Below are 24574 nucleotides of genomic sequence, written 5' to 3'. Positions count from 1 at the left end.
CACTCGGGTTTCCGCCGTTTCGGACCCCGTTTCGGACCCCGTACCGACCCCCTTGCGCGGCTCACTGCGCGGCCGGCTTCCGGCTGCGCCAGTCCGGGTGTCCGGGCATCGGGGGCGTCTTCTTCCCGTACAGCCAGGCCTCGAAGAACGCGCCCAGGTCGCGTCCGGCCACCCTGGACGCCAGCTCGGTGAAGTCCGCCGTGGTCGCCGACTCGTCCCGGTACTTGTGCACCCAGGTCCGCTCCAGCCGGTCGAAGGCGGCGGTGCCGATCTCCTGGCGCAGCGCGTAGAGGACGAGTGCGCTGCCGTCGTACACCACTGGCCGGAACAGGCTGATCTTCTGCCCCGGAGCCGGGGCGTCCGGGTGTGCCGGGGGCCCGCCGGCCGCTCGCCAGCCATCGGACCGGGTGTACGCCTCCCGCATGCGCCGCTCCAGCGGCTGCTCGGCGTGCTCCTCCGCGTAGCGGGCCTCGTACCAGCTCGCGTGTCCTTCGTTGAGCCACAGATCGGACCAGGACCCCGGCGAGACGCTGTCGCCGAACCACTGGTGGGCGAGTTCGTGGACCATGACCGAGTCGACGTACCACTCCGGGTAGGCGGGTTCGGTGAACAGTGACCGCTCGAAGAGGGAGAGCGTCTGGGTCTCCAGCTCGAACCCCGTCTCGGCGTCGGCGATCAGCACTCCGTATGTCTCGAAGGGGTAGGCGCCGACCTGCCGCTCCATCCAGGCCAGCTGGTCCGGGGTCTTGCTCAGCCAGGGTTCCAGCTTCGCGCGGTCCGCGGTCGGCACCACGTCACGCACCGGAAGGCCGTCGGGGCCGGTGCGCCGCAGGACGGTGGACCGGCCGATGGAGACCTGGGCCAGTTCGGTGGCCATGGGGTGCTCGGTCCGGTACGTCCACGTCGTGGTGGCACCGTGCCGGGTGCGGCCGGCGGGCAGACCGTTCGCGACCGCGGTCAGTTCCTCCGGGGCGGTGATCCGGAACGTGAAGTACGCCTTGTCGGCGGGGTGGTCATTGCTCGGGAAGACGCGGTGTGCGGCGTCGGCCTGGTTGGCCATGGCGAGGCCGTCGGAGGTACGGACCCAGCCGCCGTTGTTCTGGTCGCCGTTGGGATCGCTGGTGTGCCGGACCGTGATGTTCAGGGGCACTCCGGCCGGGAGACGGCCCGGTGCCCGGACGACCAGGTCCTCGTCCTTCATACCGAAGTCGGAGGTCAGGCCGTTGACCTCGACGCCGCGGACGGTGCCGTGCGTGAAGTCGAGGTTGATCCGCTCCAGTGGCGCGGTGGTCCGTGCCCTGATCCTGGTGACGGCGTCCAGGGGTTCGGTGTTGCTGCCGTGGTAGGTGAACGCGATGTCGTACGACAGGACGTCATAGCCGGGGTTGCCGAGCTCGGGAAAGAGCCGGTCGCCGATGCCGAGCGGCACGGGCGCGGGAAGAGTGGCGGCAACGAGGGTGACCGACGCGGTGGCCAGCAGGGCGGCGCGCAGTCGGCGGGAGGTGAGCGGCATGGACTACGGCTACCAGCGACCGCCGGTCGCGCGGGTACGGCGCGCGCCGCACCACCCGAACGAGGTCGGCCGGTCGAGGGCCGGAACCGGCGGGGCGCCTCCCGTCAGCCGGTGGGAGCCGGCTGCTGGGCACGGCTCACGTCGTACACCCCGGCGACATCGCGCATGGCACGCATGAGGGCGGGAAGACCCGCGGCATCCGGGAGCTGGAGGGTGTAGGTGTGCCGGACCCGCTGCTCGCTGGGGGGTTCGACGGTGGCGGAGACGATCGCCGCGTCGGCCGTCGCGATCGCCTCGGTGAGGTCGGCGAGCAGCCGGGGCCGGCCGAAGGACTCGGCGATCAGGGTGACCCGGCATTCCGAGGCGTCGCTCCAGTCGCCGCTCTCGTCCCAGCCCGCCGCCACCGGTGCGCGGCCGATCTCCCGCATATGGGCCGCGGCGGGGCACTCCTGGCGGTGCACGGTGACGGCGCCGCCGCGTACCAGGAACCCGACGATGGCGTCGGGCGGCACCGGGGTGCAGCAGCCCGCCAGGCGTACGGGTCCGCCCGGCCGGTCCAGCACGACACCGGCCGTACGGGCGTCCGTCCTGGCGCGCCCCGTCGGCGCGCCCTCCGGGGTGCCGGTCGCGGGGTCCGCCGGCTGCGGTCCCGGCCCTTTCGGACGTGCGGCGTCCGGGGTCCGGTCGTCATCCGGATGGGCGTCGAGCCAGCCGGTGATGGCGATCCGGGCGGCCGGGGTGCGGGCGTGGTCGAGCCAGTCGGGCGAGGGGCCGGACGCGGTGTCCTCGGTGAGCAGCGGCTGTACGGTGTCGCCGTCGCCGAGGACGGTGCTGAGGGTGGCGAGGCGGCCGTTGACGCGGGCCCCGATACAGCCGTGGGCCTCTTCGCCGTACTGCGCGTAAGCGGCGTCGACGCAGGTGGCTCCGGCGGGGAGTCCGAGCGTTCCCCCGTCGGTGCGGAACACCGTGATCTCGCCGTCCTGGGCCAGGTCGGCGCGCAGGGTCGTCCAGAAGGTGTCGGGGTCCGGGGCGGACTCCTGCCAGTCGAGGAGCCGGGAGAGCCAGCCCGGCCGGGTCGGGTCGGCGCGCTCGCCGTCGGCCGGTTCGGCCTGCAGCGGTGCGGTCGCGTTGTCCTGGGTGTACGGATTGCCGAGTGCGACGACGCCCGCCTCGGCGACCTTGTGCATCCGGTGCGTACGGATGAGGACTTCGGCGACCGCTCCGTCCGGGCCGACGACCGCGGTGTGGAGCGACTGGTACAGGTTGAATTTGGGGGCCGCGATGAAGTCCTTGAACTCGGAGATCACCGGGGTGAAGCAGGTGTGCAGTTCACCGAGGACGGCGTAGCAGTCGGCGTCCTCGCCGACCAGGACGAGCAGCCGCCCGAAGTCGGTGCCCCGCAGTTCGCCGCGTTTGGTCCCGGCGCGGTGCAGGGAGACCAAGTGACGGGGTCTGATCAGGACTTCGGCGGTGATGTCGGCCTCCCGCAGCGTGGCCCTGACGCTGTCGGCCATGGTGCCGAGCAGGTCGTCCTTGCCGCCCGCGGTGGCGATCACGGCCAGGGTACGTGCGTACTCCTCGGGGTTCAGGATCGCGAACACGAGGTCTTCGAGCTCGGTCTTGAGCGCCTGTACGCCGAGGCGTTCGGCGAGCGGGATGAGCACGTCGCGGGTGACCTTGGCGATCCTGGCCTGTTTCTCGGGTCTCATCACGCCGAGCGTGCGCATGTTGTGCAGCCGGTCGGCGAGTTTGATCGACATGACCCGGACGTCGTTGCCGGTGGCGACGAGCATCTTGCGGAAGGTCTCGGGTTCGGCGGCAGCCCCGTAGTCGACCTTTTCGAGTTTGGTGACGCCGTCCACGAGGTAGCGGACCTCTTCGCCGAACTGCTCGCCCACCTGATCAAGGGTCACCTCGGTGTCCTCCACGGTGTCGTGGAGGAGGGAGGCGGTCAGCGTGGTGGTCTCCGCGCCGAGTTCGGCGAGGATCAGTGTCACCGCGAGCGGGTGGGTGATGTACGGCTCGCCGCTCTTGCGCATCTGTCCCCGGTGCGACGACTCCGCCAGGACATAGGCCTTGTGCAGGATGGAGAGGTCGGCGTCCGGATGGTGGGCGCGGTGGGCCTCGGCGACATGTCCGATGGCGTCGGACAGCCGGTCGCGGGAGGCCGGCCCGAGCAGTGCCACACGTCCGAGTCTGCGCAGATCGATCCGGGGACGACCCCGTTTGCGAAGGGGAGCACCTGGGTTGGCGGCCTCTGCACTCATGGGGCACCTCCGGCAACGTCGACCGGCGGTGGGGAGAGGCGGATGCGCCTCCGGGCCGGTGCTTGATGCTACCGACCCCACCACGTGGCACAGTCCGGCTCTCGCCCAGCGTGAAACGGATCACCCATTCGAGCGAAGTTCCCGGCGTGTCCGTGAGGTCCCGTCGTACGCCCGAACGAGCAGCTCATGGGAAGGTCCCGCCAGGCACCCGGAGGGCACCGCGACGGTGTCCTAACCGATGGCCGTTTCGAGCCAGACCGGATCGATGAAGCCCTCGGCGACGATCACTGCGGGGCCGGTCATCTCGATCCCGCCGTCCGGGTTCTCGGTGATCACCAGCGTGCCGCCGGGCAGGTCCACCCGGTAGGTGACGGGGAGGCCGGTCCGCGCGGGGTCCACGCCGTCGCGGCGGGCGGCGGCGACCGCGACGGCGCAGGCGCCGGTGCCGCAGGAGCGGGTCTCGCCCGAGCCCCGCTCGTGGACGCGCATCGCGACATGGCCGGGGCCTCGGTCCACGACGAACTCGATGTTGACCCCGTCGGGGTAGACGTCCGCCGGGCTGAACGGCGGTGTGGAGCGCAGTTCACCGGCGTGCGCGAGGTCGTCGACGAATGCGACCGCGTGCGGGTTGCCCATGTTGACGTTGCGGGCGGGCCAGCCGCGTCCGTCGAGGGTGACCGTGACGCCCTCGTCCGGAAGCAGGGCGCGTCCCATGGAGACCGTGATGTCGCCGCCCTTGGCGAGGTGGACCCGCTTGACGCCGCCACGGGTCGCGACGGTGAGGTCGCCCTCCTCCACGAGGCCGGCGCGCCGGAGATGGGCGGCGAAGACGCGGACTCCGTTGCCGCACATCTCGGCGATCGAGCCGTCCGCGTTGCGGTAGTCCATGAACCACTCGGCCTCGGCCGCCATGGGCAGCGCCTCGGGGTGCGCGGCGGACCGTACGACGTGCAGCAGACCGTCGCCGCCGATACCGGCCCGGCGGTCGCAGAGCCGGGCGACGACGGCTGCGGGCAGGTCGATGGCGTTGTCCGGGTCGGGAACGATCACGAAGTCGTTCTCGGTGCCGTGACCCTTGAGGAAGGCGATCTGCGAGGTGCTCACAGGGCAACTGTACGAGGCCGCGCCGACAGCCCGCGAACCCGGAGCCGGGGTGGAACCGATACGAATTGCCGATCGGGTTCCGGTACCGGTGCTGGTGCTGGGGCCAGCGCTGGGGCCGGTGCTGGAAAGCGCCCGGCAGGTGAGCAATGGGGGCGGTCGGTCGTACGTCGGTCGTGCGTCGGCCGTCGCGTCGGCCGGTAGCGGTGCTGTCGGCCGACAGCACCGGTTCTCAGGAGCGGAGGCGGGCCACGCGCCAGACGGCCAGCGCGACCAGTCCGGCGCAGACGGCGACGTACAGGGCGATCACGCGCCAGTCGGGACGCTCTCCGGTGCCCCTGGCGGGCAGGCCGGGCCAGGTGTGGCCGACGCGGCGGGCCGCCATCATGCCCCAGCCGGCCGCGCAGCAGCTGATCAGAAGCCCCAGCATGGCGACGACCGCGCCGCCGCCGCCGAACTCGAAGGCGAGCGGGAAGGCGAACATCAGGGAGCCGACCGCGGCCAGCATGACGATCGGTGCGAGCTGCCAGATACGCAGTCGGCGCGCCGGGCGGAGCTCGACCTCCACCTCGGGGGTGACGTGCTCGTCGGGCCCGTCGGGGCTCAGGCTGCCCGCCGTGTGCCCCGTATCCGGTGCGTCTTGTTCTGTGTCGCGAGGGCCGGCCTCCATCGCCACGCGCCCTCCCAACTCGGACTGGTCGATCGATGCTCGATGATGGCACGATCACGGGTGCCGAAATGACGGCCGGAGCTTCCCGATGCCATCACGTGATCAGGCTGTAACCGCTCGTTCGACCAACGTCAGCGCCCGGTGCGGGAGTTCCCGGCGCTGGTCCTCCGTGCCACTGAGCCATTGCACACGCGGGTCGCGGCGAAACCAGGAGTCCTGACGGCGCGCGAAGCGTTTGGTGGCGCGCACCGTCTCGGCTCGCGCCTCGTCCTCGGTGCACTCCCCCGCGAGGGCCGCGAGCACCTGCTGATAGCCGAGCGCGCGGGAGGCGGTGAGCCCCTCCCGCAGCCCTTCGGCCTCCAGGGCGCGCACTTCGTCCACGAGGCCGGCCTCCCACATCCGGTCGACCCGCAGGGCGATGCGCTCGTCCAGTTCGGGACGGCCGACATCGACGCCGATCTGCACGGCGTCGTAGACCGCCTCGTCCCCGGGGAGATTCGCGGTGAAGGGCTTGCCGGTGATCTCGATGACTTCGAGGGCGCGGACGATGCGGCGTCCGTTGCTGGGCAGGATGGCGCGGGCGGCGTCCGGGTCGGAGGCGGCGAGCCGTGCGTGCAGTGCGCCGGGGCCGCTGTCGGCCAGTTCCCGCTCCAGCCGGGCCCGCACCTCGGGGTCCGTACCGGGGAACTCCAGGGCGTCGATGGCGCCCTTCACATAGAGGCCGGAGCCGCCGACGAGGACGGGGGTACGGCCTTCGGCGAGCAGCCGGTCGATCTCCAGCCTGGCCAGCCGCTGGTACTCGGCGACGCTGGCGGCCTCGGTCACGTCCCAGATGTCCAGCAGTCGGTGCACCACACCACCGCGCTCGGGGAGCGTCAGTTTGGCGGTGCCGATATCCATCCCACGGTAGAGCTGCATGGAGTCGGCGTTGACCACTTCGCCGTCGAGCTGCTGGGCAAGAAATACGCCCAGATCAGACTTTCCGGCTGCGGTGGGGCCGACGACAGTGATGACGCGGGGGGGTGAAGCGGGACTTGTCACCGGCACAGTCTCGCAAATCTCCGGCCTCTTCCCGAACGTGCCGAACGGCCCTCGGAGCAGCGCGACCGCCTGCCCCGCCGAGTAAAATCGGCGGTAACGGACAATGGGGTGGGAGAGAGCGCTCGTACACAGTCCCCTCTGCACGGAAGGTGCCCCATGGGTTTCCTGGACAACCTGAAAGCCAAACTGGCGCCGGCCAAGGACAAGGTCGGTGACCTCGCGCATCAGCACGGGGGCAAGATCGAACAGGGCCTCGACAAGGCCGCACGCACGGTGGATCAGAAGACCAAGGGCAAGTACAGCGACAAGATCGTGTCCGGTACGCAGAAGGCGAAGGACGCCGTGGACCGTCTGGGCCACAAGGACGAGGGTGGTAAGCCGCCCACTACCTGATCCGGACCTGATGTCGCCGTGATCGCGCACAGGGGACGGCCGTGGAGCGATGAACTCCCGGCCGTCCTCCGTGTGCGCTCGTTCCCCGCCGGTCCGGCAGGGGGCACGGCTGCCTACCGGCCCGGCCGTTTCACGACCAGGCGGCGACGGTGTAGCCCACGCCGTACGGGGCGTCCTCGTACAGCAGTTGCCCGCCCAGGCCCGCACCCTCGGCGGCGCCCGCGAGCACCTGCCACGGCGCGCGGCCCGCCACCTTCAGTTCGTACGCGAGGGACTCGTCGAGCCCCCGGAGCGCGGCGAGATCCGCGGACCCCAGGGCACGGGTCGCCCGCGCGTCGAAGTCCATGGCCCGCTCGTCCAGATATCCCGGCGCCTTCAGCGTGCGGCAGGCGCTGCCGTCGCCCATCACCAGGAGCGCGACGCGGTCGGCCCTGACGGCCAGCTCCCGCCCCGCCCGCGCGCAGCGGTCGCCGTCGAGGGGCTCACCCACGCCGAGTCCCTCGACCGGGGCGTCGGCCCATCGTGCCCGGTCCAGCAGCCACGCGCCCACGGCGAGCGAGGGCGGCAGCGGGCGGGCGGGCGCGATCGAGGTCTCCCCGGCCGCGCGACCGGGCGAAGACTCCGCGCCCAGGCGCACTTCGAGGTCGACGCCGAACCCCCTGAAGGACCCGGTGGCGCCTGCGGGATGCGCTCCACGGGACTCCTGCTCGGCGGGACCGACCACCACGAGCAGATCGGGCCGGGAGGCGGCGAGCACGCCCAGAGCGTCGAGGCACGCGGTCCTCGCGGCATCGAGCTCGGGTGCGGCTCCCGCCGCGACCTCGGGCACGAGGAGAGGCGGACAGGGGCACACGGCAGCGGCGACAAGCATGCCGATCAGCGTACTGCGGGGCGCCCCGACTCCTGGTGCACCGTCAGCCGAAGCCGAAGCCAGGGCCGAAGCCGGGGGCGGGGGCGGGGGCGGGGCCGGGGTCGCAGGTCCGGGCCGGGAGACGGAGGCCGGGGAAACCGGGGCAGGAAGCCGGGGCCCGGAGCCGCCCGGCCTCCCCGGTGTCGGTCTCAGCCGCAGCCGGGAGCCGCCGCGGCCGGCAGCGGCGCCGGGGCGCCGATGCCCGGCAGCCCGAGCATCACACCGGCGGGCTTGGCGGCCGCCGCCGAGGTGCGCCGCTCCCAGGCGTCCCCGGCACGTGTGCTCCGTACGCCCAGTGGCGCGCCCTCGGCCAGCAGGTGGTGCGGGGCGGCGTAGGTGATCTCGACGGTCACCACATCGCCGGGGCGGACCTCCTGCGAGGGCTTGGTGAAGTGGACGAGACGGTTGTCGGGGGCGCGGCCGGAGAGGCGGTGCGTGGCGCCGTCCTTGCGCCCCTCCCCCTCGGCGACCATGACCTCCAGGGTGCGGCCGACCTGCTTCTTGTTCTCCTCCCAGGAGATCTCCTCCTGGAGTGCGGACAGGCGCATGTACCGCTCCTGCACGACCTCCTTGGGGATCTGCCCCTCCATGTCGGCTGCCGGGGTGCCGGGCCGCTTGGAGTACTGGAAGGTGAAGGCGTTCGCGAAGCGCGCCTCACGCACCGCGTGCATCGTCTGCTGGAAGTCCTCCTCGGTCTCGCCGGGGAAGCCCACGATGATGTCGGTGGAGATGGCGGCGTCCGGCATCGCGGCACGCACCTTCTCGATGATCCCGAGGAAGCGTTCCTGCCGGTAGGAGCGTCGCATCGCCTTCAGGACGGTGTCCGAGCCCGACTGCATCGGCATGTGGAGCTGCGGCATCACGTTCGGGGTCTCGGCCATCGCCGCGATGACGTCGTCGGTGAAGTCGCGGGGGTGCGGCGAGGTGAAGCGGACGCGCTCCAGGCCCTCGATCCTTCCGCACGCGCGCAGCAGCTTGGAGAACGCCTCGCGGTCGCCGATGTCGGAACCGTACGCGTTCACGTTCTGGCCGAGCAGGGTGATCTCGGACACGCCCTCGGCGACCAGCGCCTCGATCTCGGCCAGGATGTCGCCGGTGCGACGGTCCTTCTCCTTGCCGCGCAGCGCGGGGACGATGCAGAAGGTGCAGGTGTTGTTGCAGCCCACGGAGATGGAGACCCACGCGGCGTAGGCGGACTCGCGGCGGGTGGGGAGCGTGGAGGGGAACGCCTCCAGGGATTCGGCGATCTCGATCTGTGCCTCCTCCTGGATACGGGCGCGCTCCAGCAGCACGGGCAGCTTGCCGATGTTGTGCGTACCGAAGACGACGTCCACCCAGGGCGCCCGCTTGACGATCGTGTCGCGGTCCTTCTGCGCGAGGCAGCCGCCCACGGCGATCTGCATCCCGGGCCGCTTGGTCTTCATCGGGGCGAGGCGGCCGAGGTTGCCGTAGAGCTTGTTGTCGGCGTTCTCCCGTACCGCACAGGTGTTGAAGACGACGACATCGGCGTCACCGTCGGCGCCTTCGGGTGCGCGTACGTAACCGGCGTCCTCCAGGAGACCCGACAGCCGTTCGGAGTCGTGAACGTTCATCTGGCACCCGTAGGTGCGCACCTCGTAGCTTTTCTTGACGTCCACTGCTTCGCTCCGGTTGCCGCTGCTCATGCGACAAGGGTAGGCGGTAGTCGCGCACCTCCCGGCGTCCCTCCCCTTCGCCCCTGTCCTCCCGCCCTCCGCGGAGCCCGTGTCCTCCCTCCGCCCGGCGGCGGCCGGGCCTGGCCACCACGGGTGTGAGCTGGCAGGATCGCGGCCATGCTCCACGCACTGTCCCGATTCGGCCGACGACGCACCCTTCAGGGGGGCGCCGCCGTCGTGGTCGTTCTCGGGCTGCTGCTGTGGTGGGTACTCCCCCTGGGGGAAAGGACGCCCACCGGCTCGCTGACCTTCTCCACCGGCGTACACAGCGGGGTCTACCAGCGGTACGGCGAGCGGCTCGAAGGAGCCCTGGCCAAGGACATGCCCGAGGTGTCCGTGCGGCTCCAGACCAGCGAGGGCTCGCAGCAGAATCTCGAACGGGTCGCGACGGGGAAGGCCGACTTCACGATCGCCACCGCTGATGCCGTCGCCACCTACCTGCGCGACGGCAAGCCCGGCGCACAGCGGCTGCGCGGCTGTGTACGGCTGTACGACGACTACGTACAGCTGGTCGTGCCCCGGGACTCCGGGATACGCAAGGTCTCCGACCTGCGGGGCAAACGGGTGGGCGTGGGGCAGCAGGGGTCCGGCGTCCGGCTGGTCGCCGACCGGCTGATGAACGCGGGGGGCATCGATCCGAGGACCGGGATCACTCCGGTGTCGGCGGGCATCGACACGATGCCGACCCGGCTGGCCAACGGACTGCTCGACGCGTTCTTCTGGTCGGGCGGTCTGCCGACCGGCGCGGTGCAGGAGCTGTCGGACCGGTTCGCCATCCGGCTGGTGCCGCTGGAGGATCCGCTGATCGCACAGTTGCAGGCGGCGGGCGGATCCACCCGCTACTACCGCTCTGCCGTGATGCCGGCCGACGCCTACCTGGACGCGCAGCAGGGACAGTCCGTGCCCACCGTTGCTGTCGCCAATCTGCTGGTCACCACGGACCGTACGGATCCGGCGATGACCGAGGCGTTCACCCGGACCGTGATCAACAGCAGGGACCGGATCGGGCGCGAGGTGCACGCGGCGCAGCTGGTGGACCTGCGGACGGCGATCTACACCGACCCGCTCCCGCTGCACGAAGGAGCGGGGCGCTACTACCGCTCGGTCAAGCCCTGAGCGCCCGGTCCTGCCATTCGGTCAAGCCCTGAGCACCCGGTCCCCCTAGGCGGCCCACCCGGTCAGCTGTGCGGAGTGTTCCGTGGCGCCGACACGGTCACCCGCAGCCCGTGCGGCTCGTGCGGGGCGTACGCGATCGAACCGCCGCCCGCCGCGAGCAGCACCCGTGAGATGGACAGCCCCAGGCCCGACCCCTTGACGTTCTGGTGCCGGTTGCTGCGCCAGAAGCGGTCGCCGATACGTTCCAGTTCCTGTTCGGTGAGCCCCGGTCCGCGATCGGCGACCACGACCGTGGCCCGGTCGGCCTCGGCGGCGACCGTGACGCGTACGTCCTGGTCCGGCGGCGTGAACTTCAGGGCGTTGTCGATCACGGCGTCGAGGGCGCTGGAGAGGGCGATGGGGTCGGCCCACGCGGTGACCGCCGCCGCGCCGTCCAGCGTCAGGATCACGCCCTTCTCCTCCGCGAGCGGGCGCCAGGAAGCGACCCGCTCGGCGGTGAGCGCGCCGATGTCGGTGAGCTGGAGGTCGGCCTCGGTGTGCTCGGCCAGCGCGAGGTCGAGGAGATCGTCGAGGACCTGGCCCAGGCGCTTGCCCTCCGTACGCACCGAGGCGATCTCCTCGTTCCCCTCGGGGAGTTCGAGGGCGAGGAGCTCGATGCGCAGGAGCAGCGCGGCCAGGGGGTTGCGCAGTTGGTGCGAGGCGTCGGCGACGAAGGCGCGCTGCTGCTCCAGCACGTCCTCCACATTGTCGGCCATCTCGTTGAACGAGCGGGCCAGGCGCCTGAGTTCCGGCGGCCCGCCGGAGGCCGCGACCCGTGACCGCATACGGCCGCTGGCGATGTCGTGGGTCGCCGCGTCCAGGATCCGTACGGGCAGCAGCACCCAGCCCGTGAGCCGGAACGCCGCGCCGACCGCCACCAGCATCGCGAGGGCCTCGCCGAGGGCGATCAGCAGCCAGCCGTTCAGCGTCCGGGACCTCATCTCACCGGTAGGTGAGTCGATGACGACGACGGCGACGACGTCACCGTCCCGTACGACGGGCGAGGCGACGACGACACGGCCGTTCTGCCACGGCCAGACCTGGGGCGGATCGTGGGAACGGCGGCCGAGCAGTGCTTCCTTGAACGCCGCACGCCCCTCCCCCTCGACGGGCAGGAGCCAGTCGGAGGGAGCCTTGGCCAGCGGTCTGTCGTCGCGGAAGAAGACGCCCACCCGTATCCCGTACACGGAGTCGTACGCCTCCAGCTCCGCCTGGAGGGTGCGTCTGCGTTCGTCGTTGTCAGGGATGGGCTCGCTGACAAACTGCGCCAGCGCGGCGAAGCGCGCCGTGTCATCGATCCGGTCGATGACGACGCGCTGCTGTTCGGCGGCGGCCACGCTCACGGCGAGCGGGAAGCCCAGGGCGAGCAGAACGGCTGCCATGAGGACGATGAGCAGCGGAAGCAGGCGGGTGCGCACCGGGAACGTACGCCCTTACGCGGACGGCGAGACGAGCCGGTAGCCGACGCCCCGCACGGTCTCGATCAGTGCGGGCAGCCGCAATTTGGAGCGCAGGGAGGCGACATGCACTTCCAGTGTGCGCCCCGTTCCCTCCCAGCTGGTGCGCCACACCTCGCTGATGATCTGCTCCCGGCGGAAGACCACACCGGGCCGCTGGGCCAGCAGCGCGAGGAGGTCGAACTCCTTGCGGGTGAGCTGGACTTCCTCGCCGTCGACGCTGACCCGGCGGGTCGGCAGCTCGATGTGGACCGGTCCGAGCCGCAGGGCGGCGACGGGTGTCGGCGCGGTGTCCTCGCCGGATGTGGTGCGCCGGGCGACGGCATGGATACGGGCGAGCAGCTCACCGGTGTCGTAGGGCTTGACGACATAGTCGTCGGCGCCGAGGTTGAGGCCATGGATGCGCGAGCGCACGTCGGCGCGGGCGGTCACCATGATCACCGGGGTCGCGGTCCGCTTGCGGATCTTGCCGCACACCTCGTACCCGTCCTGGTCGGGCAGCCCGAGGTCGAGGAGGATGACTCCGAAGGGCTCCTTCTCCGCGGGCAGCAGGGCGCGCAGGGCCTCCTCGCCGTTGCGGGCGTGCACCACCTGGAAGCCGTGCCGGGCGAGCACGGCGGACAGGGCCGCCGCGACGTGGTCGTCGTCCTCGACGAGCAGCAGTCTCATGGCCCTCCTTTCCGTCTCCCCAGGCTTTACGGGCCTCCGGGCTACTTGCTGATGTCGCGTGGCGTTACGTGCTGTTACGTACCGATACATGGCGTTTCACTCCGCGTGGCCTCTGTGAGGCTTCCCGTTCAGCGGCGTTTCACGTCCGATCTCTTCAAGGCATCCACTCCGATGACGGGCACGTCAGTCAAGGGCCTGCCGGTTACAGCAGGGTTTCCGTTATGCACCCGGTACGCCCCGGCGCTGCTCCAGGCGTCCCGTTCACGCGGAGTGTCCGGTTGCCGCCGGATCGTTATGCTCAATTTCCGCTCAGATGTAATGACTCTGGTCGCACTGCGTCACTAGTGTCCTTGCCAACCGAGGAGGACGGAGCAAGAAGCCGATGAGCGGAGTTTCAGTGACCAAGGCCGCCGAGGATGCCGCGCCTGCGGCGAACGACCTTGTCGTACTGAGCAACGTCAACAAGCACTTCGGCGCGCTGCATGTGCTCCAGGACATCGACCTGACCATCGCCCGTGGCGAGGTCGTGGTCGTCATCGGGCCTTCCGGGTCCGGCAAGTCCACGCTGTGCCGCACCATCAACCGCTTGGAGACGATCGACTCGGGCGCGATCTCGATCGACGGCAAGCCGCTGCCCCAGGAGGGCAAGGAGCTCGCCCGGCTGCGCGCCGACGTGGGCATGGTCTTCCAGTCGTTCAATCTCTTCGCGCACAAGACCGTGCTGGAGAACGTCATGCTGGGCCAGACCAAGGTCCGTAAGACGGAAAAGAAGGCCGCGGAGGAGAAGGCCCGGGCCCTGCTCGACCGGGTGGGCGTCGGGGTGCAGGCCGACAAGTACCCGGCGCAGCTCTCGGGCGGTCAGCAGCAACGCGTCGCCATCGCGCGGGCGTTGGCGATGGACCCCAAGGTCATGCTCTTCGACGAGCCCACTTCGGCGCTCGACCCCGAGATGATCAACGAGGTCCTCGAAGTCATGCAGCAGCTGGCCCGGGACGGGATGACGATGGTCGTCGTCACCCATGAGATGGGCTTCGCCCGTTCGGCCGCCAACCGTGTCGTCTTCATGGCGGACGGGAAGATCATCGAAGAGGCCGTGCCCGACCAGTTCTTCAGCAATCCGCGCAGCGACCGGGCCAAGGACTTCCTGTCGAAGATCCTTCACCACTGACGACAACGACCTACGACATAAGGAATGTTCACATGAAGCTCCGCAAGTCGGCCGCTGTCGCGGCCATCGCTGTGCTCGCCCTGACCGCGACCGCCTGTGGTGGCAAGGAGGGTTCGGCCGGCGACAAGCCGTCCGGGACCAAGCCCGGTTCCTCCGAGGCCCCGAAGCTGCCGACGTACACCGTCGCGACGGGTGTCGACCTGGACTCTCCGGCCTTCAAGGAGGCGAAGAAGCGGGGCAAGCTGGTCATCGGCGCCAAGGCCGACCAGCCGTACCTGGGCTTCGAGGACCAGTCGACGAAGGAGCGTTCCGGCTTCGACATCGAGATCGCCAAGATGATCGCCGCCGACCTCGGCTTCTCCGACAAGCAGATCGAGTGGAAGACCGTCGACTCCGGCATCCGCGAGACGGCGATCTCCAAGGGCCAGGTCGACTACTTCGTCGGTACGTACACGATCAACGACGAGCGCAAGAAGCAGGTCGGCTTCGCGGGCCCGTACTACAAGGCGGGCGCCGACCTGCTGGTGCGCAAGGGCGACACCTCCATCACCGGCAAGGAGTCGGTGAAGGGCAAGAAGGTCTGCTCGATCGTCGGCTCCACTCCCCTCCAGGAGATCAAGAAGCCCGAGTACGGTGCGAGCGTCGTCGAGCTCGCCAAGTACTCGGACTGCGTGCAGCAGCTGCTGACGAAGCAGATCGACGCCGTCACCACCGATGACTCGATCCTCAAGGGCTACGCCGCCGCGAACTCCGGCAAGCTCCAGGTCGTCGGCAAGCCGTTCACCGACGAGCCCTACGGCGTCGGCATGAACAAGGACGACAAGGCGCTGCGCGAGGCGATCAACAAGTCGCTGGAGAAGCACGTCACGGACGGCACGTACAAGAAGATCTACGAGGCCACGCTGGGCCTGTCCGGCTCGGACTACACCGAGCCGCCGGCCATCGAGCGCTACTGACCGCTGCCTCGTCGCCGAAAGCGTCCTGCCCCATCGCCGGTTCCGCGCTGCTGACGTCTCGTCACCGATGCGGCACGTGTGACCGGCCCTGACGCCGTACGCGTGATCGAAGCGTCCCGTACGCCACCGCTGCCGCCCCTCGCGGACGCGGTGTGCGTACGGGGCGCCCCTTCCCCTGCCCTGATGCCGCTGACCGCCGACGCGGAGACCTCATGAACGTACTGCTCGACAATTTCCCAGAGTTCCGCGACGGCTTCATAGGAACAGTGTCGATCACCGCCGTCAGCTCGGTTATCGCCCTGGTCCTCGGTGTCGCCATCGCCGGTTTCCGGGTCTCGCCCGTGCCGCCGCTGCGGATCTTCGGCACCGCCTGGGTGACGCTGCTGCGCAACACCCCGCTGACCCTGCTCTTCCTGATCTTCTACTTCGTCGTCCCGGAGATCCTCTTCCCGGGCATGAGCCCGTTCCTGCTCGGATCGCTGGCGCTCGGCTTCTACACCTCCTCGTTCGTCTGCGAGGCGGTCCGTTCGGGCATCAACACCGTTCCGCTGGGACAGGCCGAGGCCGCGCGCTCGATCGGCATGACGTTCGCCCAGACACTGCGGATCGTGGTGCTCCCGCAGGCCACCCGGACCGTGATCCCGCCGCTGAGCAGCATCTTCATCGCCCTCACCAAGAACTCGGCGATCGCGGGCGCCTTCAGCGTCACCGAACTCTTCGGCTGGCAGAAGCTGATGAGCGACAGGGGTTACGAGATCACTCCCGTCTTCATCTGGGTGGCCCTGGGCTACCTGGTCGTCACCTTTGTCATCAGCGGCCTCTTCCGGCTGCTGGAGCGTCGCATGGAGGTCGCCCGATGAGCGCCAGCGTTCTCTACGACGCACCGGGACCCAAGGCCGCCGCCCGCAACCGGATCTACGCGGTCCTCGGCAGCCTCGCCATCCTGGCGCTGCTCGCCGTCAGCATCATGCGGCTGTCCGACAAGGGCCACCTCGCCCCCGAGATGTGGGACATCTTCAACTACTCGGGCATCCGGCAGAACATCGCCGACGCCCTGGTCGCCACCCTCAAGGCCTTCGGCCTGGCCGCGATCGGCTCGCTGATCCTGGGTGTGGTGCTCGCCGTCGGACGGCTTTCCGACCACAAGCCGGTCCGCTGGGTGTCCGCCACGTTCATCGAGCTGTTCCGCTCGATCCCGCTGCTGATCACCATCTACGCCATCTGGGTCGGCTTCCTCACCGACTACTCGATGTGGGCCCTGGCGCTCGGACTGTCCGTCTACAACGGCTGTGTGCAGGCCGAAGTGCTGCGGGCCGGCATCAACTCGGTGCCCAAGGGACAGAGCGAAGCGGCGTACGCCCTGGGCATGAGCAAGACCCAGGTCATGGTCAGCGTGCTGATCCCGCAGGCCGTCCGGGTCATGCTGCCGACGATCATCAGCCAGCTCGTGGTGACCCTCAAGGACACCTCGCTGGGCTTCATCATCCTGTACCCGGAGCTGCTTCAGACGGCCCGTCTGATCGCCTCCAACACTCAGGTCAACGGCCAGTACCCGTACGTCTCGACGATCGCGGTCATCGGCACCATCTACGTCGCGATGTGTCTGCTGCTGTCGGCGCTCGCGACCTGGATCGAGAAGCGCGGGCGGCGCGCCAAGACCGGCATCCCGGTGGCCGCCGCCACCGGGACCACGGACGTGCTCGACGCACCCGGCGGCCCGTCCGCCCCCGGCACGGGGGGCATCGGAACGGGCACGGGGGGCGCAGGGGGCGCAGGCATCGCGAAGACCACCGCAACGGATGGTACGGACGGGATCGGTGGTGGTGACGGGGCCGGAGTGGGCAAGGACTGACCCTTCCCACCAGGAGCATTCGAGGCAGCGGCGCACGCGCCGCTGCCTCGGTCACTTGACGCAAGCACCCCCAGTGGGTTGCATACGTTCTGTGATCACGCACCCGGCTTCGACCGCCACGTTCCGCACGACCGTACGGGCCGGAGGGCACGCGCCGTGGACCCGGTGATCGTCGTCGGCGCCGGACCCGTCGGTCTGACCCTGTCGCTCGCCCTCGCCGCGCAGGGCGTCCCCTCCGTCCTCCTGGACGAAGGTCCGGGCAAGGAGGAGCCGCGCCCCGCACGCACCGTCGTGCTGCGCGAGGACACCGCCGACCTGGTGGAACGGCTCGGTTGCACCAACCTGGACGAGTCGGGCCTGCGGTGGACCGGCTGGCGTTCGATGCGGCGCAAGCAGCTGGTGCGTGACGTACCGCTCGGCGGGGAAGAGGGCGGAGCGCAACCGTCCGCCCCGGTCCATCTGCCGCAGCACGCCCTCACCGCCGGCCTGCGGGACGCGATCCGCGCGCAGGATCTGGTGCGGCTGGTGCCGTTCAGCCGGATCGACACCCTTGAGCAGGACCCCGGCGGGGTCACGGTGCACACCAGGGAGCCCGGTTCGACGTGGTGGCGCGGGAGCTATCTGGTCGGCTGCGACGGCGCCCGTTCCACCGTACGCAAACTGCTCGACATCAGGTTTCCCGGCCGTACGGCGGTGGAACGGCACGCTGTCGCCGCGCTGCGCGCCGAACTTCCGTGGCCGGACCACGCCGTACTGCACCGGATGCCGCCCTGGCGCAACGGCGGCGCCGAAGTGACCGCGCGACCGCTGCCGGACGGCGTCTGGCGGCTGGACTGGCTCCTTCCGCCACGCGGCGAACTGGTCACCCCCGATGCTCTGATCACCCGGATCCGGGACACCCTGGCGGGGTGGTGCGGCGAGACACCGGCGTACGAACTGCTGGACACCGGGGTGTACACGCTGCATCACCGGCTCGCCCGGCGCTGGCGGGCGAAGCGCGCCTTCCTGGCGGGCGATGCCGCCCACCTGCTGGGGGCGCTGGGCACCCAGGGTCTTGACGAAGGGCTCCGGGACGCCGAGAACCTCGCCTGGAAGCTGGCCCAGTCCTGGCACCAGGGCGCCGGTGACCTGCTGCTGGACAGCTACCAGGCCGAGCGCAGGGCCGCGGTCGCCGCACGGCTGCGCGCCGCCGACCAGTCGCTGCCGATACTGCGCGGCGGTGGCGGGCTGCGGACACTGGTGCCGGGCGGTGCGCGAGGACACGACACCCTGCTCGCCGACGGTCATCTGGGGTGCGGACCGCTGGGCGCACCCCCTTCGTACACGCACTCCCCCCTTTCTCCGCAGCGCGACGAGGCGCACACCCCCGTGGGTACGCCCCCTGGTGCGCCGGTCACCGATGTCGGGGTGACGGCGCCCGACGGGAAGACGGTGCGCTTGCGCGAACGGCAGGGGCGCGGGCACTTCCTGGTGATCCTGATCGCACCGGGCACCGGGGTGTGGGACCGGCGCCACTGGCTGACCGCGGGTGTCATGCCGCGGCTCGTGGAGGCCGTCGACGCGCTGCCGGTCAGGAGTGAGCTGCTGGTGGCCGAGAGCTATCCGGGGGCGTCGGCCCACACGGTGCTGCTGGTCAGGCCGGACGGGTACCTGGTGGCGGCCTTCGGCGGTGTGCGGCCCGCGGAGCTGTACGCGGCGGCGGACGCGGCACGCGGCGGCGGGCACTCCGAGGACGGGACCGGCGACGACACGGAGACGGCGCACTCGGTACGTGCCTCCGTCGGCTCCGACCGGACCGCCGACATCAATTGACCCTCGCAGGCGCACATGGTGTACTCCAGATCATGACCGACACCGATGTGCGCCTGTGGCGGAGGGTCCATATGGACCTCGTCCGTTACGCGGGCTGCGTGTGTCGCCCGTCCTGCTGAATCGCCTTCCCCTGCCGGCCCGTGCCGCTTTCCGCACGGCTGTGCCTTCGCGCGAACTCTCAGGACGGTCCCTGTGTCTGCACCCTCCCCTTCCGTAACCACGGCTGCCTCCGATTCCTCCTCCGGTGCCGGTTCCTCCTCCGGTGCCGATTCTCCCTCCGGTGCCGGTTCGCCCTCCGGTGCCGGTTCCCCCTCCGGTGCGGGCTCCTCGCACGTCTCCGATTCCTCCTCCGGTTCCGCCGGCTTCTCCGGTTCCGCTTCCGGAACCCCCGCCGGGCCGGGCGTCACAGAGCTGCTCGACTTCGTCCGCCGTACCGCTCAGGACACGGCCCTCATCGGCTCCCTGCCCCTCGACCCCGAGGGCCGTACCTGGGTCCGGCTCGCCGGTCCCGGCGGCAGCGAGGCATGGCTGATCGGCTGGCCCCCCGGCACCGGCACCGGCTGGCACGATCACGCCGACTCGATCGGCGCCTTCACCACCGCGGCGGGCACCCTCAGGGAACACTCGCTGGCCGCACGGCTGCCCACCGACGGCTGGAAGACCCTGGAGTTGAGCGAAGGGGTCGATCGGTCACGTGAGTTGACGACAGGTCAGGGCCGGGCGTTCGGGCAGCACCATGTGCATGAGGTGCTGAACGAGTCCGACCGTGAACACGCCGTCTCGGTGCATGCCTACTACCCGCCGCTGCCGCAGATCCGCAGGTACAGCCGGGCGGGCGCGGTACTCCGCCTTGAGCAGACCGAACGTCCGGAGGACTGGCAGTGAGCACCGGTGGCAGCAGCGATACCGACAGCGGCACGAACCGTACGGAACGGGTGGGCATCGACGCGTTGCTGGAGCGGGTCAGGACCGGTTATGACCGGATCGGCCCGCAGGACGCGGCGGCGGCAGCGGCGGACGGCGCACTCCTGGTGGACATCCGCTATGCGGCACTTCGCGAGAAGGACGGCCTCATTCCGGGAGCGCTGGTCGTGGAGCGCAACGAACTGGAGTGGCGGCTCGATCCGCGGGGAAGCCACCGTGCCGCCGAGGCGGTCAGCCACGACCTCCGGATCGTGGTGATCTGCAACGAGGGGTACGCGTCGAGCCTCGCGGTCGCGTCGCTGCGGCAGTTGGGACTGCACAGGGCCACCGATCTGATCGGCGGATTCCAGGCATGGCGCGCGCAGGGGCTCCCGGTCGACGCCCGACCGGGAGCACCCTCCTGACCGGGAGCACCCTCGTGACCAGGGGCATCCTCGTGACCAGGAGCATCCTCCTGATCGGTAGCACCCTGACCAGGAGCACCCTCGCGTGTCCGAAGGGGGTGGCTACTGCCTGGATGCGGCCACCTCCACCGGTCGGGTCTTCAGCGCCAGCCGACCGGAAAGAGCGGTGGCGACCAAGGTCAACAGGGCGGCCGCGCCCACCACTTCCGCGTACACCAGGGGCAGCACACTGGGGGCCGCGCTGCCGGTCATGCCGACGCTGAACGCGGTCAGTACGGCCAGGGCGATACCGGTGCCGAGGACGGTGGCCAGGAGCAGCACCGCCAGAGCTTCGATCCGGAGCATCCGCAGGACCTGTCGGCGGGTCGCCCCGGCCAGCCGGAGCATCGCGAACTCCCTGATCCGTTCGGAGACCGACATGGCGAGGGTGTTCACGACGGCGATGGCGGTGAAGGCCAGCACAAGGCCCATGGCCAGATAGTTGACTTCGGCGTTCGCCTGAGTGCGGTCGGCCTGGAGCCGGTCGACCGCGGCCGGTTCGAGAACGGCGATCCCGGGAAACTCCGCGATCCCGGTGGCGAGTTCGTCGCGTCCCAGCTCCGAGGCCACCAGGACCGTGGCGGCCAGCGGGTTGTCCATGTGGCGGGCGACCTGGTCGTACGGCAGGGTCAGATCGCCGAAGCCCAGGCCACGGGCGTACACGGCGACGACGGTGAAGGTCGCCGGGGTCCCGTCGCCCAGGTGCAGCGTCAGCCCGTCGCCGGGACCGAGACCCAGCCGGTCGGCGGCGAGTTCACTGATCGCCGCTGGATGAGCGGTCGTGGTGAAACCGGTGAGCGAACCACTGGTGACATCGGGGTCCCAGGTGCGGCTGAGACCGGCGGGGGTGACGCCCTGGGCCGTGTACTTGTCGAGGCCCACCCGCACGGTGGTGCGTACGACTTCGGTGGCGGCCGAGACCCCGGGCGTCGCCCGGATCTTCCGGGCGGCGGCGGACGGGACTCCGAGGCCCTGACCCACCAGGACCGCGCCGGCGCGGGTGCCTTCGCGGGCCTGCGTACGGGCGGCGTCACCGAGCGTCGGCTGGACGAAGAGAACGGTGCAGGTCATCCCGATGAGCAGGGTGAGGGGGGTGACGACAGCGGCCATCCGGGCGGCGTGGCCACGCAGGTTGGCGGTGGCGAGGCGGCCGCCCGGACCCGCCTGCCGCAACGGTCCGGCGAGCAGCGCGGCCGTCGCCCTGACCAGGAGCGGCCCCAGCAGGGACACGGCGGTGGCCAGCACGACCACCGCGAGGAAGGTGACCGGGGTCGACGCCGCCTCGGTACGCAGGATTCCCAGCACGGCGACGAGGACGAGACCGCCCGCCAGCAGCACCAGCCCCGCGACGATCCGGCCCCACGCCGGGCGGTCACCCTCGACCGCGGACTCGGCCATGGCCTCGGCGGGTCGGATACGGGAGATCCGGCGACCGGAGATCCGCGCGGCCGCCCAGGCTCCGACGAGAGTGATGGCGACCGCGGCGAACAACGGGAAGATGCCCGTGGTGCGTTCCAAGGAGGCGGGGACGGCACCCATGTCGATGAATCGACTGTGCAGCCAGCCCGCGAGCGGCAGCCCGGCGAACGATCCCAGCACCCCGGCCACGGCTCCCACCAGCAGCGCTTCACGGCCGAGCAGCCGGCGGACCTGGCGCGGAGTGGCGGCGATGGCGCGCAGCAGGGCCAACTCACGGTGGCGCTGCTGGATGGAGAGCGCGAATGTACCGACGACGACCAGGACGGCGACGAGGAGCGCGGTACCGCCCATCGCGCCTCCCATGGAGATGAGTTTGATACGGGCGCCCGCGGCGTCCAGGAACTCGACCGGCCCTCGGTCGTCTCCCGTGGCGACCTGCGCCGTCGTGCCCTTCAGCGCCTGCTCGACCCGCTGTTCCAGCCGGCCGAGGTCCGTGCCGGGCTCGGGGATCACGCCGAGGGCGGATACCTGGCCGGGGCGGGCGGCGAGCCGTTCGGCCTCTGCGGCGGCGAAGAAGAGTGAGGTCTGCTGCTTGAGATCGGCGCGATGCACGTCGTCGGCACGGTCCGTGACGCCTGTGGGGACACCGGAGCCGGTGGAGCTCTTTGAGGTGTGGGAGACACCGGAGGCGCGGGAGGCACCGGGGCGCAGGGAGGCATCGGCCGACGTGGGAGCGGCGATTCCGCTGACGCGGTACGGGCGCGGAGCGCCGGTGGACTGCACGGTGAGCCGGTCCCCGGGCTGAAGTCCGGCCCGCTCGGCGAGCCCGCGGTCGATCACCACGTCGTCGGCCGAGGACGGAGCCTTGCCTGCGATGATCCCGAACGGCGTGAGCGGCGCGGAGGCCCAGGAGTGGCCGTACGACAGCCGGTCGGCGGACAGGTGCTTCCGGCCGTCGGACAAAGGCTGGGCGAGGAAGGTGAGTTCGGGGACCACCGTGTGGACACCGTCGAGGGCGCGTACCCGGTCGGCGGTGGCGGCGGGCAGCCAGGCGCGCTCGGCGACGGGCTTCGCCTTGTGTTTGGTCTTCGTCTTCCCGTTGCCCTTGTGCTTGACCGTGGTCCGGTGGACGTTCTGGTCGGCCGAGACGATCAGCGGGGTGGCCGCGTACCGCTCGGTGGTGATCCTTCCGCGCAGACCGGTCTCCAGAAGAGTGCCGCAGGCGGTGATGAGCGCGGCAGCGCACATCAGGGCCAGCAGGGCACCGAGGAACCCGCCTTCCCGGTCCCGGATCGTCTGGAGTGCGTAGCGCAGCATCATCGTGCGTCCGTCTCGGTGCGGTCGATCGTGGAGTCGGGGGCCGGGAAGGCGAGCAGGCGGGTGTGGACCGTGCGGGAGGCGGGCGGGACATCGCCCTCGGGCCGCTTGTAGCGGTTCATCAGGGCGATGTACTCCTCGAAGAACTCCCGGAGTTCGGGGAGAGTCAGCCGCAGGGAACCGCGCGAGTACGCGAAGGCATCGGCCCACTCGCCCTCGTCCGGCTCTCCCGCCTCTTCCGCCTGCCCTGGGCCGCTCGGCCGACCGCTCTCACGGGCGGGCAGCGGGGCGTCGCGCTGGAGCCGTTCGAAGAGGGCGAGGTCCTCGGCGTACGCGTGGTGGTTGAGCTCGTCCATGACGAGCCGCGTCTCGAGGTTCTGGCGGGACCTGGGCGGGAAGCGCCGGTCGCCCGGAATCGCACGCCACCATCTGCGGCGGTGGGCCCCGGGTGCTTCCGCCCCGGAACCGGATCCTCCCGCGTCTCGGTTCCCGGTGCCCTCGGGCCCGGTGCCCTCGGGTCGGGTGTCCTCAGGCTCGGTGTCCTCGGGCTCGGTCTCCTCAGGCTCGGTCTCCTCGACGAACCCGTACCGGGCCAGTTCACGCAGGTGATAGCTGGTGGCCCCGGTGTTCAGACCGAGGGCACGGGCCAGGCTCGCGGACGTCGCCGGGCCGTGCAGGGTGAGGTGCTGAAAGATCCGCTGGCGTCGCGGCTGGGCAAGCGCCTTGAGCGCCGCCAGTTCGGTGATCTCGGTACCGCCGGGCTTCTCTGCCATGGCGTACACACTGCTCTGTGCACAGATATCTGTGCACTGGAGCATGCCTGCGTCTTGATACGGGGGTTAGCCCCCCCGTTCGACGCGCTTCTCACGCACTCTCCGGTCCGCCCCTACGCCCTTCACCACACCCGAACGCCACACTCCAGTGGAGCAATCGCCGTGCGCGACCGACATTCGCCTCATACAGAGGACCGAAATGTACGGAGATGTCGCACTGATGGAAGCCACTGCCCTCACCCCTGATCAGCTCGACCTCCAGGCGGCCCGCCTTCATGAGACGGAGGCGTGGCAGCAGATCGTCACCGGCTGGGAGTACACCGCCCCCGCGCCCACGTTCCCCCCGGCGTCGACCCCGTCGGCACAACCGGCCGAGGAATCAGCGGAGGAACCGGCAGAGGATCCGGTTGCGGCGGGGAACCCGCCCCGGAGCGCGGCGCAGGGCTCGGCCGACTGGCGAAGCCTGCTGTCCGTACCCGTCGGTCAGCTCATCGACGACTCGATGCGGACGCTGCCCGCCGCCCCGCCGTACGAACGCCCGCTCCCCGGACGGCTGGGTGCGGTCCTGCCCGACCGTGTCCATGCCTGGCGGCGCGTCGGACAGCCGGACCTCCGCCCCTCCACCCAGCTCGGCTACGCACGGCAGGTCCTGACCGAGTGGGGCTGGCAGAACACCCCGTACCGGCTGCGCAACGCCCGTGGCGCCCGCTGCATCTGCGGCGCCCTGCTCACCGCGCACCGACTCGGTTACGGATCCCTCAGCACCGTGAACCGGGCCGGGGCCTGGCTGATCACCGAACTCCGCTCCCAGGGCTGGCCAGGACTGATCGGCCCCTGGAACCGGCACCCCGGCCGCACCGCCACCGACGCCCTGGCCCTGATCGACGCCACCATCCGCCGGGCATCGTCCGCCGGACACTGAGCCGCCCCGCCACCCACGAAGGCGGCCCCCCGACCGCCGACCGGAAACCCCGCCCCGCCCCATCCTGGCCGTGTCCCTCCCCCGCCTGGCCGTGTCCCTCCCTCGCCCCCGTGGACGG

At 70.6% G+C, this 24574-nt stretch carries 23 protein-coding genes; 12 read left to right on the top strand and 11 right to left on the bottom strand.

Features of this window, described 5'->3' with window-relative positions; all coding sequences use genetic code 11:
* Positions 1-61: 61 nt before the first annotated feature.
* From A6A29_RS20910 to miaA, 5 genes are all read right to left on the bottom strand, one after another.
* Positions 62-1513 (bottom strand): M1 family metallopeptidase, encoded by a 1452-nt coding sequence (locus A6A29_RS20910; RefSeq protein ID WP_073721892.1) that lies wholly within the window; start codon positions 1511-1513, stop codon positions 62-64.
* A 104-nt stretch (positions 1514-1617) separates the two neighbouring features.
* Complete coding sequence (locus A6A29_RS20905) at positions 1618-3780, bottom strand: RelA/SpoT family protein (RefSeq protein ID WP_073721890.1); 2163 nt, start codon at positions 3778-3780, stop codon at positions 1618-1620.
* A 231-nt stretch (positions 3781-4011) separates the two neighbouring features.
* Positions 4012-4884: a diaminopimelate epimerase gene (dapF, locus tag A6A29_RS20900; RefSeq protein ID WP_073721888.1), complete on the bottom strand. Its 873-nt coding sequence runs from the start codon at positions 4882-4884 to the stop codon at positions 4012-4014.
* A gap of 229 nt (positions 4885-5113) precedes the next feature.
* On the bottom strand, positions 5114-5551 hold the full coding sequence (locus A6A29_RS20895; protein ID WP_073721886.1) for a hypothetical protein: 438 nt from the start codon (positions 5549-5551) through the stop codon (positions 5114-5116).
* A gap of 102 nt (positions 5552-5653) precedes the next feature.
* Positions 5654-6592 carry a tRNA (adenosine(37)-N6)-dimethylallyltransferase MiaA gene (gene miaA, locus A6A29_RS20890; protein WP_073722017.1) on the bottom strand — a complete coding sequence of 313 codons (939 nt, stop codon included), beginning with the start codon at positions 6590-6592 and terminating at the stop codon, positions 5654-5656.
* Positions 6593-6748: 156 nt separating this feature from the next.
* Between miaA and A6A29_RS20885 the strand changes: the two genes are divergently transcribed.
* On the top strand, positions 6749-6985 hold the full coding sequence (locus A6A29_RS20885; protein WP_073721884.1) for an antitoxin: 237 nt from the start codon (positions 6749-6751) through the stop codon (positions 6983-6985).
* 130 nt (positions 6986-7115) lie between these two features.
* Here the strand turns inward: A6A29_RS20885 and A6A29_RS20880 are convergent, their stop codons facing one another.
* The gene (locus tag A6A29_RS20880; protein ID WP_073721882.1) at positions 7116-7856 is read right to left on the bottom strand and encodes a class III extradiol dioxygenase subunit B-like domain-containing protein; all 741 of its coding nucleotides are present in this window, start codon (positions 7854-7856) and stop codon (positions 7116-7118) included.
* Positions 7857-8044: 188 nt separating this feature from the next.
* On the bottom strand, positions 8045-9559 hold the full coding sequence (gene miaB, locus A6A29_RS20875; RefSeq protein WP_198953126.1) for a tRNA (N6-isopentenyl adenosine(37)-C2)-methylthiotransferase MiaB: 1515 nt from the start codon (positions 9557-9559) through the stop codon (positions 8045-8047).
* A 147-nt stretch (positions 9560-9706) separates the two neighbouring features.
* Between miaB and A6A29_RS20870 the strand changes: the two genes are divergently transcribed.
* Positions 9707-10705 carry a TAXI family TRAP transporter solute-binding subunit gene (locus A6A29_RS20870; protein ID WP_073721878.1) on the top strand — a complete coding sequence of 333 codons (999 nt, stop codon included), beginning with the start codon at positions 9707-9709 and terminating at the stop codon, positions 10703-10705.
* Between the two features lie 62 nt (positions 10706-10767).
* Here the strand turns inward: A6A29_RS20870 and A6A29_RS20865 are convergent, their stop codons facing one another.
* Complete coding sequence (locus A6A29_RS20865; RefSeq protein WP_073721876.1) at positions 10768-12162, bottom strand: sensor histidine kinase; 1395 nt, start codon at positions 12160-12162, stop codon at positions 10768-10770.
* A 15-nt stretch (positions 12163-12177) separates the two neighbouring features.
* Positions 12178-12870: a response regulator transcription factor gene (locus tag A6A29_RS20860; RefSeq protein WP_073721874.1), complete on the bottom strand. Its 693-nt coding sequence runs from the start codon at positions 12868-12870 to the stop codon at positions 12178-12180.
* Between the two features lie 382 nt (positions 12871-13252).
* Here A6A29_RS20860 and A6A29_RS20855 point away from each other — a divergent pair, with 382 nt between their 5' ends.
* The 9 genes from A6A29_RS20855 (at position 13253) to A6A29_RS20825 (ending at position 19986) form a co-directional block, all read left to right on the top strand.
* On the top strand, positions 13253-14038 hold the full coding sequence (locus A6A29_RS20855) for an amino acid ABC transporter ATP-binding protein (protein WP_073721872.1): 786 nt from the start codon (positions 13253-13255) through the stop codon (positions 14036-14038).
* A gap of 32 nt (positions 14039-14070) precedes the next feature.
* A complete protein-coding gene (locus tag A6A29_RS20850; protein WP_073721871.1) occupies positions 14071-14994 on the top strand; it encodes a glutamate ABC transporter substrate-binding protein in 924 nt (307 codons plus the stop codon).
* A gap of 78 nt (positions 14995-15072) precedes the next feature.
* Positions 15073-15210 (top strand): hypothetical protein, encoded by a 138-nt coding sequence (locus A6A29_RS45315; protein WP_158074432.1) that lies wholly within the window; start codon positions 15073-15075, stop codon positions 15208-15210.
* Entirely contained in the window at positions 15207-15854 is a 648-nt protein-coding gene (locus tag A6A29_RS20845) for an amino acid ABC transporter permease (RefSeq protein WP_073721870.1), read from the top strand. The genes A6A29_RS45315 and A6A29_RS20845 overlap by 4 nt, the downstream gene beginning before the upstream one ends.
* On the top strand, positions 15851-16846 hold the full coding sequence (locus A6A29_RS20840; RefSeq protein WP_079182923.1) for an amino acid ABC transporter permease: 996 nt from the start codon (positions 15851-15853) through the stop codon (positions 16844-16846). The genes A6A29_RS20845 and A6A29_RS20840 overlap by 4 nt, the downstream gene beginning before the upstream one ends.
* Before the next feature lie 156 nt (positions 16847-17002).
* Entirely contained in the window at positions 17003-18658 is a 1656-nt protein-coding gene (locus A6A29_RS20835) for an FAD-dependent monooxygenase (RefSeq protein ID WP_073721869.1), read from the top strand.
* A 32-nt stretch (positions 18659-18690) separates the two neighbouring features.
* On the top strand, positions 18691-18777 hold the full coding sequence (locus tag A6A29_RS48100; protein WP_311605579.1) for a putative leader peptide: 87 nt from the start codon (positions 18691-18693) through the stop codon (positions 18775-18777).
* A 73-nt stretch (positions 18778-18850) separates the two neighbouring features.
* A complete protein-coding gene (locus A6A29_RS20830) occupies positions 18851-19543 on the top strand; it encodes a cysteine dioxygenase (RefSeq protein ID WP_073721868.1) in 693 nt (230 codons plus the stop codon).
* Positions 19540-19986 (top strand): rhodanese-like domain-containing protein, encoded by a 447-nt coding sequence (locus A6A29_RS20825; protein WP_107468274.1) that lies wholly within the window; start codon positions 19540-19542, stop codon positions 19984-19986. The genes A6A29_RS20830 and A6A29_RS20825 overlap by 4 nt, the downstream gene beginning before the upstream one ends.
* Positions 19987-20088: 102 nt before the next feature.
* On the opposite strand, the gene A6A29_RS20820 is transcribed toward A6A29_RS20825, so the two are convergent.
* Positions 20089-22764: an ABC transporter permease gene (locus A6A29_RS20820; RefSeq protein WP_073721866.1), complete on the bottom strand. Its 2676-nt coding sequence runs from the start codon at positions 22762-22764 to the stop codon at positions 20089-20091.
* On the bottom strand, positions 22761-23534 hold the full coding sequence (locus tag A6A29_RS43210) for an ArsR/SmtB family transcription factor (RefSeq protein ID WP_107468273.1): 774 nt from the start codon (positions 23532-23534) through the stop codon (positions 22761-22763). Before A6A29_RS43210 ends, A6A29_RS20820 begins: the two co-directional genes overlap by 4 nt.
* A gap of 220 nt (positions 23535-23754) precedes the next feature.
* On the opposite strand from A6A29_RS43210, the gene A6A29_RS20810 reads away from it, so the two are divergent.
* Positions 23755-24456, top strand: a complete 702-nt coding sequence (locus A6A29_RS20810; protein WP_073722015.1) for a DUF6197 family protein — start codon at positions 23755-23757, stop codon at positions 24454-24456.
* The last annotated feature ends 118 nt before the right edge of the window (positions 24457-24574 follow it).

Source organism: Streptomyces sp. TSRI0281 (genome assembly GCF_001905125.1).
Taxonomy (GTDB): Bacteria; Actinomycetota; Actinomycetes; order Streptomycetales; family Streptomycetaceae; genus Streptomyces.
The sequence above is the reverse complement of the archived record's forward strand: the minus strand, read 5'-3'. Positions and strand labels throughout refer to the sequence as shown.

Bases quoted from the DNA above. Each gene is read 5' to 3' on its own strand.
- A6A29_RS20885 (WP_073721884.1), top strand. From the start codon at position 6,749: ATGGGTTTCCTGGACAACCTGAAAGCCAAACTGGCGCCGGCCAAGGAC.
- A6A29_RS20845 (WP_073721870.1), top strand. From the start codon at position 15,207: ATGAACGTACTGCTCGACAATTTCCCAGAGTTCCGCGACGGCTTCATA.
- A6A29_RS20905 (WP_073721890.1), bottom strand. From the start codon at position 3,780: ATGAGTGCAGAGGCCGCCAACCCAGGTGCTCCCCTTCGCAAACGGGGT.
- A6A29_RS48100 (WP_311605579.1), top strand. From the start codon at position 18,691: ATGACCGACACCGATGTGCGCCTGTGGCGGAGGGTCCATATGGACCTC.
- A6A29_RS20870 (WP_073721878.1), top strand. From the start codon at position 9,707: ATGCTCCACGCACTGTCCCGATTCGGCCGACGACGCACCCTTCAGGGG.
- A6A29_RS20850 (WP_073721871.1), top strand. From the start codon at position 14,071: ATGAAGCTCCGCAAGTCGGCCGCTGTCGCGGCCATCGCTGTGCTCGCC.
- A6A29_RS20840 (WP_079182923.1), top strand. From the start codon at position 15,851: ATGAGCGCCAGCGTTCTCTACGACGCACCGGGACCCAAGGCCGCCGCC.
- A6A29_RS20860 (WP_073721874.1), bottom strand. From the start codon at position 12,870: ATGAGACTGCTGCTCGTCGAGGACGACGACCACGTCGCGGCGGCCCTG.
- miaB (WP_198953126.1), bottom strand. From the start codon at position 9,559: ATGAGCAGCGGCAACCGGAGCGAAGCAGTGGACGTCAAGAAAAGCTAC.
- A6A29_RS20880 (WP_073721882.1), bottom strand. From the start codon at position 7,856: ATGCTTGTCGCCGCTGCCGTGTGCCCCTGTCCGCCTCTCCTCGTGCCC.
- A6A29_RS20895 (WP_073721886.1), bottom strand. From the start codon at position 5,551: ATGGAGGCCGGCCCTCGCGACACAGAACAAGACGCACCGGATACGGGG.
- A6A29_RS20820 (WP_073721866.1), bottom strand. From the start codon at position 22,764: ATGATGCTGCGCTACGCACTCCAGACGATCCGGGACCGGGAAGGCGGG.
- A6A29_RS20810 (WP_073722015.1), top strand. From the start codon at position 23,755: ATGGAAGCCACTGCCCTCACCCCTGATCAGCTCGACCTCCAGGCGGCC.
- A6A29_RS20910 (WP_073721892.1), bottom strand. From the start codon at position 1,513: ATGCCGCTCACCTCCCGCCGACTGCGCGCCGCCCTGCTGGCCACCGCG.
- A6A29_RS20855 (WP_073721872.1), top strand. From the start codon at position 13,253: ATGAGCGGAGTTTCAGTGACCAAGGCCGCCGAGGATGCCGCGCCTGCG.
- A6A29_RS43210 (WP_107468273.1), bottom strand. From the start codon at position 23,534: ATGGCAGAGAAGCCCGGCGGTACCGAGATCACCGAACTGGCGGCGCTC.